Genomic DNA, 13340 nt, shown 5'->3' with positions numbered 1-13340 from the left:
TTATACGAACACGTCATTTTATTATACAAAATTTCAACGCCCCGGATTTGGTATAAAATGTAAAGGCTTTGGTATAAAATCCCGAACTACAAGCTGTATTCTCTATTCCTTTGCTCCTGTATAATTTATTTGCTTATGGAATTAGCCGTTTTTCAGGAACTCACAGAACAAATTACATTAGAATGTTTTTTTATGACAGATTCTCAAAAAGAAGAAAAAGTAATTCAGCTTATTGACCTTCATCATTTCATAGAATGTTACCATTCGGATATAAAAATTATTAACTACATCCACCATCCTATTAATATTATAGAGGAAAATGGCATTAAAAAAGGAATTTTATTTTATGACCTGAAACATTCTTCAATATTCGATCTCAACGCCTACGAATCCTTTAAAAGACAAAGGCAGTTGCAGGAAATATGGTTCGTTTTTGTGGAAGAAGAAATGAATACCAACACCCGTCTTTACACAGATTTCATCATCGAAAACAGTATTGAAATATTTTATGACAAAATATTCTTATTCAACTTCTTTCAATCAACAATTAAAAAAATAAAATAACAATGAACAACTTTAGAAAAGCTTTGGTTCCACTTGCCTTTTTTCCATTTAAAAATATTGTTTCTGCACAAAAAAGAGACAGCATTCCGCAAAAATTGGTTGCTTTTGTCACAGATAAATTCCCGCAGGCACGTGATCTGAATGTCGAATATACTCAAGTTACACCTTATAATTATTCTTCAGCATTTCAGGGAGCTGACTTGCCTGATAACAAGGTTAAAAATTTTAGTCAGATCAACGCAAATGCTAATATTTATTTCATTAAAAACAGAAAATGGATGTTAAGCACAGCTTTAAATTATCGTTATACTTCTGTTGAAACTGAGAATGCAAACTCATTATTTTCTAATGAAAATAGTAATAAAGCTGATTTTCATTATCATTCAGAAGCGTTAAATTTCACTTATTTTTCAAAGTTATTCAATAAAATTGCCATTTACTCAGCGACAGCTTCGGTAGATGGAAGCGATCAACATTTTGAAAGAATCCGAGGAATGGTAACCGGAAATATCGTCTTAAAAGCCAATGCTAAAACGAAAATGACTGTAGGTTTAGCTATTATGATCGATCCGAGCACGCAGGTTCCTGTAATCCCAATTTTCACCTACGAACATAAATTCGACAATGGCTGGGTTGCTGATATTATTTTACCTCAAAAACTTTTGATAAGAAAAGATATTTTTTCAAACGGACGTATTTCTTTAGGTTCGGAAATGAGTAATACTTCATTTTACCTTTATCAAACCAATAAAACGTATGAATTCAGGCAATTGGCGATTAATTCCGGAGTAATTTATGAACATAATTTAGGCTCAAATTTCATAGGAACCTTTAAAACAGGCATAAGAGCAGTTCCAAATGCCAGAATATTTGATAAAGAAGAATCTTTCAAGGATTATATTTTTGAAGCCAAACCCAAACCTTCCTTTTATTTCAATGTCGGAGTTTCTTATAATCCTTTTGGAAAGCCCAGAAAAAAATAATCATTTATTTTAAACAAGCATTTAACTTAATGCAAAACTTTTCATCAAATATTTAATGTAAAGACAAGAAATCTTAGAATAACTATCTAGTTGTAATATTTTTTTAAGATAAAATAACTTTAAAGTTAAAATTTGCAACTGTCGAAACTAAACATTAAAGCTTGCTCATAACGCATTATTAAATCTGTAAAATATGGCTGTACCTAAACAAATATTTCAAACTTTTAAATCTAAAAACCTTCCTTTACTCACGAGATTACATATTTGGAATATGAAAAGGAAAAACCCGGAATACCGCTATTTCTTTTACGATGACAATGATATTCAGAAATTTATAACTGATGAATTTCCGCCCGAATATATTAGAAGTTACAATAAACTGACGATCGGAGCTGCAAAAGCGGATTTTTTCAGATACGCAATTTTATATAAGAAAGGAGGAATTTATTTAGATATAGACAGCTCTATCACAAGACCTTTAAAAGAATTGATACGAGATGAAGACGATGCCGTTATCAGTGCAGAAAGGCATAAAAATCTATACGTGCAATGGGGACTTATTTTTAATAAAAAACATCCTTTTCTAAAAAAAACATTAGAATTAATGCTTGACAATATTGAAACACACCGTTATCCCCACAATATTCATGCAACGACCGGCCCAACCGTTTTTAGCAGAGCGATAAGAGAATCTTTACAGGAAAATCCTAAAATTTCATACAGATTATTTGACGGTATTGAGTTTCGGGGCTACTTAAAATTCAAATATAAGCTCGGGAAATTTTTTCTCTACGAAAAAAGAACCGAACATTGGAAACAGAAACAAAAAACTCAAGATATTATTATTTAAATTTGTTTTTAGTATTCAATTTTAAATAACACCTATACAAATGATCAGCATTACCGATTTTATTCAAAATTTCTCGGATTTTAATTCAGACGAAAGCCCTCAACCTTGGGAAATTATTGATAATCTGGAGACAATTTTAGGTGAAAAATTTACTCATTTGGATGATGATTTTATAATTTCAGGAGAAACTGCCATTCATCAAACCGCTATCGTTGAGCAGAATGTAATTTTTAAAGGAAAAATCATTATTGGCAGAAATTCTTTCGTTGGTGCTAATGCTTATTTAAGAGGTCCGATTTATATTGCAGAAAATGTGAAAATCGGACCCGGAAACGAGATCAAGCAAAGCATTATTTTTAATGATACAGCCGTTGCTCACTTTAATTATATTGGTAACAGCATCATCGGAAACCGCATCAATTTTGAAGCGGGATCTATCTGCGCCAATCATTATAACGAAAGAAAAGATAAAACGATTTCGGTGCTTTTTAATTCTGAAATTATTAAAACCAATACTCAAAAATTCGGAGCGTTGGTTGGTGATGATTCGAGGATTGGAGCTAATGCTGTTCTATCGCCTGGTACCATTTTACCAAAAGAAAGTATTGTGAAAAGACTGGAATTGATTGAACAGGTGAAAGATGGGAACATCTAAGACATCACTTTCTATAACTCTAAGTTAAACTTAATCTTCTTAACTCCTTAAATTATTCTTAATACTTTAATTGTCAAGTATTTGAAAAAATAATTTTCTTTTTTAACCATTAAGAATAATTTAAGGAGTTAAGTATAGTTAAGATTGATTATTCTGATTTTCAAGGAAACCAATCTTGATGAATAAATTTAATGCGTTCCCATTTTTGAGAAAATATTAATAATTATCACTCCAATCACGATCAGGGCAATTCCGATGATGGCAGGGAGATCAGGAATCTGTTTAAAAGCCACAATACCAATGATCGTAATAAATATGATCCCAACACCCGACCAGATCGCATACGTGATTCCAACCGGTATTTGACGAAGCGTCAGACTTAAAAAATAAAACGCCGCCGAATATCCTATTACCGTAACTATTGAAGGTATCAATTTTGAAAATTCCTCGGATTTTTTCAGAAAAGTTGTTGCAATAATTTCAAAAACAATTGCTAAAATAAGATAGATATAACTTCGTCCCATAATTTTTTAAACTTGATTTACAAAAGTAGCAAAAATTGACAGTTATTTTTTTTCGGCAGAATTGTCACTGTCATTTTATGCACAGAAACTGACAAAAATTCACGTACAAAATTCACACTTTTTAGAATAAATAATAAATCTCCTTAACATGAAAACTTTTTTTTAGGAAAAAAATTCATGTTTTTAAACATTAATTAGGACAATATTATGCACGCCATTTCTTTTGTTTTGTATTATCAACTCTTAAATACAAGACGTAAAACGATTATCAGATTGATAAAATTTTACGAATAAGACAATAAATATAGGCAAAAATCTTTTATAATATATTAAATTAATGTAAACAAATATGTGGCAAAAATTAAGAATACAGCATCATAACTCACTGATAAACATCAGTATTATTTGTTTTGGCATACAGTTTGAAAGTAGTAATATTGCAATTGAAAAATAAGCAATAAAACTCTAATTAATTATAAATAAAACAAAAAATGGTAACTTACATCGGAATCGCAACATGTTTAATAGTATTCGCTTCTTATTTCGTAACAGCAAGAAGAGAAGAGAAAAACTAATTAAAGCCTTCTAAAGAGATATAGCCTCTAGAAAACTTTTACACATTGGTTATTTATGTTTTTGATCTGTATTTCGGATTGCGCGCTCTTTTACTCAACCCGAGTAAAAGAGCAGACAAAACATAAAGCGAAAACCTATTTCAACGCAACAAAATTTTTAATTATATTTTTTTAGTCAAGCCGAGCGTAATGTTCGGCTTTTCTTTTTCCCACAACTGAAAGTTTTATCTTTGCAGAGAATTTATAAAAAATCATCTGCTATCATGAATCTGTACGACCTTATTATTCAGGACAAAGAAGAAATAACGCTTAATGACGTATTCCTTGATCAATCTAATAAGGAACAGTTTGCACAGCTCATCAAGGAACACACCTACATCAAAGAACTTCAGGAATACGGACTTCCAGTTAACAATAAAGTTCTGCTTCAGGGAAGTTCGGGCTGTGGAAAAACGATGACAGCAAAAGCGATCGCCAATGCGCTGGGGAAAAATATTATGATCTTAAACCTCAGCAATATTGTTTCATCCCGAATTGGAGAAACTTCTCAAAATATTAAAATGATATTCGACAAAGCTGGTCGCGAAAGATCGGTTCTTTTTCTTGATGAACTAGATCAGATTGGGAAAGCCAGAGGCAGCGACGATAAAGATGTGGGCGAAATGAGAAGGCTTGTGAATACTTTGATTCAGCTGATCGATTATTATCCTGAAAATGCGCTTTTACTTTGCGCCACCAACCATCCCGAAATCATTGATACTGCTATTTTACGACGTTTTCAATTGAAAATTAATTATGAAATGCCTTCTAAAGAATTTTTGGACAGTTTTTATGATAATTTATTGTCTAAATTTCCTGAGGATTTGAGAAATATTGATAAGAAATATGAGGTTTCTTTTGCGGAGGCGAAGGATTATGCTTTTACGGCGGTGAAAGGTAGGTTGATTGAGAAGTTGGAAATTAAATTGTCTATTTAAGATATAAAAGAAGAAGACCTTTCAATGAGATTGTAAGATAAATTAAACAAAATACAAACATGCCTTGCAGAATAATGTGCAAGATATTTTATTTTTTAAATAATCCTCAATAAACACTATATTTGAAACACTAATAACCAACAACTAAAAACATGCATACAGGAAACATTCTGGATCCAATTCATGGACTCATTAAATTATCAGAAATCGAGAAATGGGTCATTTCTCAAAAACCTTTTAACAGACTTAAAAGAATAAAACAGAATACTTTTCTATATTTAGTATTTCCAAGCTCAAACCACACACGATTTGAACACTCAATCGGAGTAATGCATTTAGCCTATCAAATATATGTTAACTCAAATAATAATTATTTAGCAGGAAATTATAAAAAAAAGAAATATAAATCGGATTCTCCAAAAGATTTCGAATTCTGTTCAGTAAAAGATATACTTGATGAAAAGGAAGATATTTTTATTCAAGAACTAAGACTTGCAGCACTTCTTCATGATGTAGGTCATGGACCAATGGCTCACAAATTTGACCAATACACTTTAACTGGAAAAGAATTATTTGAAATTTTAAAATCTGAAGAGGATTTAAATAAATATAATGAAAATTTTAAAAATATTATAAAAAATGAAAAGAAGAGAGTAAATCACGAAACCATTTCTTGCTTGTTTATAATTAAAATAATTGAGAACTTAAAAAATGTATCTTTAAAAAATTCAATTAAATTCTCCGAAGAAGAAAATCTAATAATTAAACAATTAGATCCAATTAGAATTATAAAAATGATAGAACCTAAGTTCTCAGATGTAAAAATAGAAGTAAATTCTATTGATATGACAGATTACTTTAATTCTATTATATCAAGTTTTCCTTTAGATGCAGATAGAATGGATTATTTATATAGAGACAGTTACTTCTCTGGAGTTAAATATGGAATTTATGATCTGAGTAGGCTCTTAATGTCATTTGTACCTATCAAAATAAAAAATAAAATTACTTTATGCATAAAAGAAAGTGGAATAGATTCTGTAATCAGATTTATACAATCAAGGACTCATTTATATAATCAAGTATATTTCCATAAAACAAATAGAGCAGCAAACCTTATGTTAGATTTTATATGTGAAGATATAGTAAATGGAAAATCTGTAATTGATGCAAAAACCTATTTAGAGTTAGAAAACTTTTATTGGGAAAATTCAGATGAAATATTTTTATGGAATACATTAAAAAATAAACTTGTTACTGACACTGAAAAGTTAAATGTATTAAATGAATTGCTAGAAAGAAAATTGTGGAAAAGGGTTTATCAAACTAAAATAGTTATAACTCCAACTGATAAAATTGAGAATTTAAAAAATTTAAAAGAAATTAAACAACAAATCAGTGATAGTATTTCGAAATTAAAAGATAAAAATATTTATGTAGCTGTAGATAATTTTCCTAATAAGGTGTTTAAAGATGAAGATAAATCAAAGATTAAAATAGCTAAAAAGACCGATAATAATTATATTATAGAAGAAGACTGGAAAAATTTTAATAAAGAATTAAAAATTTTAGAATGTGAGATACATATGTTTAGAATATATTTAAGAAGGCAATTCAATACTCCAGAAGAATTCACAGATTATAAAAATCAAATTTTAATAGAATTTGCACCAATAATTCAAAAATTGAATGAAATAAAATAAGAAAAAAAATCCCTCTCATCACCGAAAGGGATTTTTTATTCTAAAAAACTTTTAATTACATATAAGCTTCAATCAACTCACAAGTACAAACCAAATTTCTTTCTCCTTAAGCTTCATCTACTCAAAAAATAATGATTATACTATTAAACATAAAAGAAATTTTCATTTCTAATTTTGTTTTATATTTGATTGATTTAAAGCAGTAAGTCATAATTTGATACTTTCCATGAACATAGAAGAACAAATCAAACAATACATCGCCAGCCAACCCGAACCAAAACGCAGTGAAATGCAGATATTGGACAATCTCATCAAACAAATAATGCCTGAATGCAAATTATGGTTTTTGGATGGTAAAGACAGTGAAGGTAAAATTGTTTCCAATCCTAATATCGGATACGGACTTCACACGATAAAATATACAAACGGAACAACAAAAGAGTTTTATAAAATTGGTCTCAGTGCAAATACGACTGGAATTTCTGTTTATATTTTTGGTATTGAGGATAAAAAATTTTTAGCTGAAACCTATGGGAAAAAGCTAGGAAAAGCAAGTGTAAGTGGATATTGTATTAAGTTTAAAACATTAAAAGACATTCATATTGAAGTATTGGAAGAGATTATAGAATATATAAAGGAGTTATAAATTTTTTCTAAATCTTAAACACTGAAAAAACAAAACTCCTCTCATTTCTGAGAGGAATTTATATTTATATCTAGAAGATTCTATTACATATAAGCTTCAATCGGCTCACAAGTACAAACTAAGTTTCTATCTCCGTAAGCTTCATCAACTCTTGAAACAGAAGCAAAGAATTTGTGATCTCTCACCCACTCTAGCGGATATGCTGCCTTTTCTCTGCTGTATGGTTTATCCCAAGAATCGGAGATAACCAATTGTTCAGTGTGAGGAGCATTTTTCAATACGTTGTTCGCCTGATCAGCTTCACCGTTAGCAATCTCATCGATCTCATGTTTGATAGCGATTAAAGCCTCTGCAAAACGGTCGATTTCAGACTTGCTTTCAGATTCTGTAGGTTCGATCATCAATGTTCCTGCAACCGGGAAAGAAACTGTTGGAGCATGGAAACCATAATCCATCAATCTTTTCGCAACATCAGCCACTTCAATTCCTAACGTTTTGAACTGTCTGAAATCTACGATACACTCGTGCGCTACTCTACCTTCAGTATTTGAATATAAAATAGGGAAATGTTCAGCTAAAATTTCTTTTAAATAATTAGCATTTAAAATCGCGTGCTCCGTTGCTTTTTTCAATCCAGAAGTTCCTAGCATCTTGATGTAAGCGTAAGAAATATTTAAGATCAATCCAGAACCGTAAGGCGCTGCAGAAATCCCTTCAATAGCATCTTTAGCTCCGATTCTGATGTTTGCATTGGTAGGTAAGAATGGAACCAAGTGTTTAGCCACACAGATCGGACCAACTCCAGGACCTCCACCTCCGTGAGGAATAGCGAAAGTTTTGTGAAGATTCAAGTGACAAACGTCTGCTCCGATGTTTCCAGGACTTGTGAATCCAACCTGAGCGTTCATGTTGGCACCGTCCATATATACTTGTCCGCCATGTTGGTGAATCAAGCTTGTAATTTCTTTAATGTTTGCGTCAAAGAATCCGTAAGTTGACGGATACGTGATCATTACACAAGATAGGTTTTCAGAATGTTGTTCTGTTTTAGCTTTTAAGTCTTCGAAATCAATTTCTCCGCTTTCAAGGTTTTTAACAACAACGATTTTCATTCCTGCCATTGCTGCAGAAGCCGGGTTTGTCCCGTGTGCAGACTGAGGAATCAATACTACATTTCTGTGACCTTCGCCTCTTGAAATGTGATATTCTCTGATTACCATTAATCCTGCATACTCACCCTGAGCTCCAGAGTTTGGCTGAAGAGAAGTTCCTGCAAAACCAGTGATTTCAGCTAAATCTTTCTCCAATTCTCTGATCATTTCCTGATAACCTCCTGCTTGGTCTACCGGTACAAATGGGTGAACAGCTCCCCAGTTATCCCAAGAAAGTGGCAACATTTGAGTAGCAGCGTTCAGTTTCATTGTACAAGAACCTAGAGAAATCATTGAATGCGTTAATGATAAATCTTTTCTTTCCAAACGTTTGATGTAACGCATCAATTCCGTTTCTGTATGGTATTTGTTGAATACACTTTCTGTAAGAATTTCGTCTTTTCTTAAATTCTCCTCAGGAATGCTGTATCCTTCTTTTATTTCTAATTTGAAAGTCTGCTTATCTTTAAACTGAGCGAAAGAAGCCATTAGAACATTTAATTTGTCCAATGTAGTACTTTCGTTGATCGCAACACTTACAACGCCTTCTGTGAAATAGTTTAAGTTAAGTCTGTGATCAAGCATCATTCTCATTAACCTTCCTTTCTCATCTTCATTCAACAAGATTTTTACAGTATCGAAAATTGGCTCTTCAACTGCTTCATATCCTAATGCTTTAAGACCGTTTTTCAAAGCGTTTGCTTTAAAGTGGATCTGATCAGCGATATAGTTTAATCCTTTCGGACCGTGGTAAACAGCGTACATTCCAGCCATTACAGCTAAAAGAACCTGAGCAGTACAAATATTTGAAGTCGCTCTTTCTCTCTTAATATGCTGTTCTCTAGTCTGTAAAGCCATTCTCAATGCACGTTTTCCGTACATATCCTGAGAAACCCCGATAATTCTTCCCGGAATATCTCTTTTATAATCTTCCTTACAAGAGAAAAATGCTGCGTGAGGACCTCCGTAACCTAATGGAATACCAAATCTCTGTGAAGTACCAACTGCACAGTCAGCTCCCATAGAAGCAGGTGATTTTAGTTTAACCAAAGCCATCGGATCACAAGCTACAACAACTTGTAAGTCTAATTTTTTGTATTCTACGATGTTTTCTGTATAGTCTAAAACAACACCGTTTTTACCTGGATATTGTAATAAAACTCCGTAATAAGATTCGTCAAATTGGTGCGTTTTGTGGTCACCTTCAACGATCTCGATTGCCAATCCTTCAGCTTTAGTTTTTAAAACTGAAACTGTTTGAGGTAAAACAAGATCGGAAACGAAGAATTTGTTGGCACCTCCTTTTTTCTGATCTTTCGTTCTGTTATTAAAGAACATGTGCATTGCTTCTGCAGCAGCTGTAGATTCATCTAATAATGAAGCATTTGCTAATGCAAAACCTGTAAGATCGCATACAACAGTCTGATAGTTCAGCAAAGCCTCCAATCTACCCTGAGCGATCTCCGCCTGATAAGGTGTGTAAGCTGTGTACCAGCTCGGGTTTTCAAAAATATTCCTTTGAATAGCCGATGGCAACAATGTATTGTGATATCCAAAACCAATATAGCTTGTATAATCAGTATTCTTCGATGCCAATTCCTTAGAATGGATAAGCATTTCGTATTCTGAAAGCGGTTCTGAGATTTCAAGATCTTTTTCTAAACGGATAGAAGAAGGGATGGTTTGAGAAATTAACTCTTCGATACTTGAAACGCCAACTCTTTCCAACATCGCCTCTTTATCGGCTTCATTTAAGGAAATGTGACGGCTCACAAACTGTTCTGTATTCATTTTTTATATTAGATTTTGTTTGTAAAAAGATGGGTAAAATTACAATTTTTTACAGGATTGCACAACACTCTAAAATTATTGAAATAGCAAAGATTGATCTCTATCGTTTTTAAAACTAATGACTTTCGGATATTTTTTTGATTAAAATTCAATTTAGTTTTCATCTATCATTCTTATGGATTTTATTTTAAATTATTAATAATTCAATATTAATTTTTAAAAACAATTATTAATATCTAAAAAATATTTACTCAATATTTCATTAATTGGTAGATATTTTAAACAAGACTCTTTAAAAATTAATTTCGTAGTTTCGTTTTTTATCATTTAAAATATTATTAATCAAATAAATACAAAATAAAAAAGCAATAGTTAATTCAGTTGAAATTATTTTAAACAAACCAAAAAAATGTGAAAAATTTATTCTAAAAAATAGTAACCAATTAAAATTAAATAAAGATGAAAACATAAGTAAATAAGACAGCTTTTAAACACAAACAAATGAAAAAAACAACAAAAAGGCTTACGGCCTCATTGAGTATTATCCTAATATTCAACATCAAAACCCATGCGCAAATCACACTTACAAAAAGTAAAGCCGAAGATCAAAACGAATGGGAATTATATCTTAAAGGTTTTGTTCAGACAGATTACACGGTAGATTTTCAGGATATGAAATCGATAGAGGGTTTTGCTGCACAATCTATCACAGTTCCTCAACGGAACATTGCAAGCAGTAATTTCAGTGTAAAACAGTCGCAAATCGGATTGGGAATTAAACAAAGAAATCCTAAAGGCGACGATAATTTTTCTGCTTATGTAGAAGTCGATCTTTATGGTCCCAACGGAACAACCGCTCCAAGATTCCGACAAGGCTACATCAAATGGAAAAAATGGATTGCCGGACAAACATGGAGAACTTTTCCGATCCTGACATCTTTCCTAATATTTTTGATTTTATTGGCCCTGACGGATTATTATTCAACCGAAGAATGCAGGTTCGTTATTCTACCAAAATTTCGCCAAAAGAAAATCTGTCCTTCTCATTGGAAGATCCAAATACGCCAAGTATTTCATTACCAATTGATTCCTTAAACTGGAAAAAAAGAGCAGTGATTCCTACTTTTACGGCAATGTACCGCTATGGAGATGAGAAAGATTATGTAAAAATGGGAGCACTTATTTCTCCTATAAGTTATGATATAAGATATTCCTTAGATGATGCTTATCAAACTAAAACCATGATTGGTTGGGGAGCCATTATATCGGCAAGACGTTATATTAATGACCTTAACAGTTTCAGATTTCAAACTTCTTATGGAAGCGGATACGCAACTAATAACAGTGATTTGAATGGTGAAAAATATGATGCCGTGCCTAATCCCGCCAACAGAAATTTATTAGAAACTCTCCCACTTTTCAATGTTGTCGGAATGTACGAACATTGGTGGAATCCGGAATGGTCTTCGGTTGCTTATGTAAGTTATTCAAAAGTTGGTAATAAAGATTTTGTTCCAAAAGATCTGGCGAAGAACTTTCAGAATATTGGACTTAATCTTGTTTTTCAACCTCTAAAAAAACTGAGAATGGGTGTTGAAGGAAATTATGGAAGAGTAAGAAATTTTCAAGACCAAAAAGCTGAAGCATGGCGAATTCAGTCATCAATTGCGTTAAACTTTTAAAATAAATAAGGCATTTTAAGCGGGATAAACTGTTATTAATCAGCACTCATATAATTTATGAAAATTTATTATCTATATTTATTCTAAATTAATATATTTGCAACATGAATATGATTGTCCCGTTTAAAGTTCCGGCTTTAACTCCAGCATTTGCTTTCAATAATGAAGATATGTTTTGCGAAAAGAAATCTTGTTGCAAAAAATTTAAGAAAGGAAAAAGATGTAAAAAGTGCCCTGGAAGAAAGAAAATGGCTTAGTTTAGCTAAAACTTTTTATTAAAAAATAGATAGCAACTGCTAATACTATTATCGCCCCAATTATTCTTATAATTTTGGGCTGACCATGACGATTCGTAACTGTTCTCGGTTGCGACTTGAATAAGGCTTCCGCTTTGTCTCTGAATTTTTCCGCATCATTTTCAAAAACTTCTGTGATCGTGATGGCCTGAACTACAGTTTTATGTAAAAGTGAATTCGTTACATGAAGCAAAAGCTGAAATTTACCATCTTTGAATTCAGTTATTTTAAAAATTCTTTCTCCGTAAGGTTTTTCTAATCCAAAAGGTAGAATTTTCACGACATCAGCATTGCTTGTCTGCCAATTAATAATGATCTCCTCTCCTTTTTTCGCATGAATTTTATTCGCTGTAAAAGTCTTGATCGCAGGCGGAATATTATATCTAAAACTTTTCTGATGACTTTCTAAATTCTGGTCATACGCATATCTCCTGCTTTTATCACTCAACGTTTCATACGCTTCCTGAATTTCACGAAAACGATCCGAAAAGAAATCGTCGTTATCATTTTTATCCGGGTGGTATTTTATGGAGAGTTTTCTATACACTTTTTTGATGTCTTCTTCTGAAGCATCCTGTGAAATACCGAGAAAATAGTAGTAATCTTTCATGTGTAGCTATGCAAAAATAAGGAATTTGTCATTGCGAGCAAAGCGAAGCAATCTCTTTTTAACGCGAAGGTCGCAAAGATTTTTTTGAAATGATTGAGGATATTTTTCGTTCACAAAGGCGTTTCACTCAGCGAAGGTTGGAAGGCTACAATATCCATTTAGTGGAATCTAGTCTTATTTTTTTCGGAATTATTTTGTAAAATCTTTGGTGAGATTCCTGCGGAATGACAAACTTTGTGGTGATAGTGAAGGTTGAAAAGAACGGCAAATACCTAGCCCTGATCGTAGCATTTGTTTGAGCTCATTTTCTGGGTTTCGGCGGCGGCTTTGCCG

Annotated in this window: 11 protein-coding genes; 8 read left to right on the top strand and 3 right to left on the bottom strand. The window is 32.2% G+C overall.

Features of this window, described 5'->3' with window-relative positions; all coding sequences use genetic code 11:
• Positions 1-135 precede the first annotated feature (135 nt).
• From AC1Q7L_RS00990 to AC1Q7L_RS00975, 4 genes are all read left to right on the top strand, one after another.
• Positions 136-564 (top strand): hypothetical protein, encoded by a 429-nt coding sequence (locus AC1Q7L_RS00990; protein ID WP_492305787.1) that lies wholly within the window; start codon positions 136-138, stop codon positions 562-564.
• A 2-nt stretch (positions 565-566) separates the two neighbouring features.
• On the top strand, positions 567-1547 hold the full coding sequence (locus AC1Q7L_RS00985) for a hypothetical protein (RefSeq protein WP_492305788.1): 981 nt from the start codon (positions 567-569) through the stop codon (positions 1545-1547).
• Positions 1548-1740: 193 nt separating this feature from the next.
• The gene (locus AC1Q7L_RS00980) at positions 1741-2397 is read left to right on the top strand and encodes a glycosyltransferase family 32 protein (RefSeq protein WP_492305789.1); all 657 of its coding nucleotides are present in this window, start codon (positions 1741-1743) and stop codon (positions 2395-2397) included.
• Positions 2398-2437: 40 nt separating this feature from the next.
• The gene (locus AC1Q7L_RS00975) at positions 2438-3052 is read left to right on the top strand and encodes a DapH/DapD/GlmU-related protein (protein ID WP_492305790.1); all 615 of its coding nucleotides are present in this window, start codon (positions 2438-2440) and stop codon (positions 3050-3052) included.
• A 188-nt stretch (positions 3053-3240) separates the two neighbouring features.
• Here the strand turns inward: AC1Q7L_RS00975 and AC1Q7L_RS00970 are convergent, their stop codons facing one another.
• Positions 3241-3576: a DMT family transporter gene (locus AC1Q7L_RS00970; protein ID WP_492305791.1), complete on the bottom strand. Its 336-nt coding sequence runs from the start codon at positions 3574-3576 to the stop codon at positions 3241-3243.
• Between the two features lie 838 nt (positions 3577-4414).
• On the opposite strand from AC1Q7L_RS00970, the gene AC1Q7L_RS00965 reads away from it, so the two are divergent.
• From AC1Q7L_RS00965 to AC1Q7L_RS00955, 3 genes are all read left to right on the top strand, one after another.
• The gene (locus AC1Q7L_RS00965) at positions 4415-5128 is read left to right on the top strand and encodes an AAA family ATPase (protein ID WP_492305920.1); all 714 of its coding nucleotides are present in this window, start codon (positions 4415-4417) and stop codon (positions 5126-5128) included.
• 152 nt (positions 5129-5280) lie between these two features.
• A complete protein-coding gene (locus AC1Q7L_RS00960; protein ID WP_492305792.1) occupies positions 5281-6831 on the top strand; it encodes an HD domain-containing protein in 1551 nt (516 codons plus the stop codon).
• Positions 6832-7057: 226 nt separating this feature from the next.
• A complete protein-coding gene (locus AC1Q7L_RS00955; protein WP_492305793.1) occupies positions 7058-7477 on the top strand; it encodes a DUF1801 domain-containing protein in 420 nt (139 codons plus the stop codon).
• A gap of 83 nt (positions 7478-7560) precedes the next feature.
• Here AC1Q7L_RS00955 and gcvP read toward each other — a convergent pair whose 3' ends face one another.
• Positions 7561-10419, bottom strand: coding sequence for an aminomethyl-transferring glycine dehydrogenase (gcvP, locus tag AC1Q7L_RS00950; RefSeq protein ID WP_410690968.1), 2859 nt, complete (start codon positions 10417-10419; stop codon positions 7561-7563).
• Positions 10420-11303: 884 nt separating this feature from the next.
• On the opposite strand from gcvP, the gene AC1Q7L_RS00945 reads away from it, so the two are divergent.
• Complete coding sequence (locus AC1Q7L_RS00945) at positions 11304-12101, top strand: DcaP family trimeric outer membrane transporter (RefSeq protein ID WP_492329367.1); 798 nt, start codon at positions 11304-11306, stop codon at positions 12099-12101.
• A gap of 258 nt (positions 12102-12359) precedes the next feature.
• Here AC1Q7L_RS00945 and AC1Q7L_RS00940 read toward each other — a convergent pair whose 3' ends face one another.
• Positions 12360-13007 (bottom strand): DnaJ domain-containing protein, encoded by a 648-nt coding sequence (locus tag AC1Q7L_RS00940; RefSeq protein ID WP_492305795.1) that lies wholly within the window; start codon positions 13005-13007, stop codon positions 12360-12362.
• Positions 13008-13340 lie beyond the last annotated feature (333 nt).

It is taken from the genome of Chryseobacterium sp. GW823-FHT05E08 (assembly GCF_058795655.1).
This window is presented reverse-complemented; position numbering and strand designations above follow the sequence as displayed.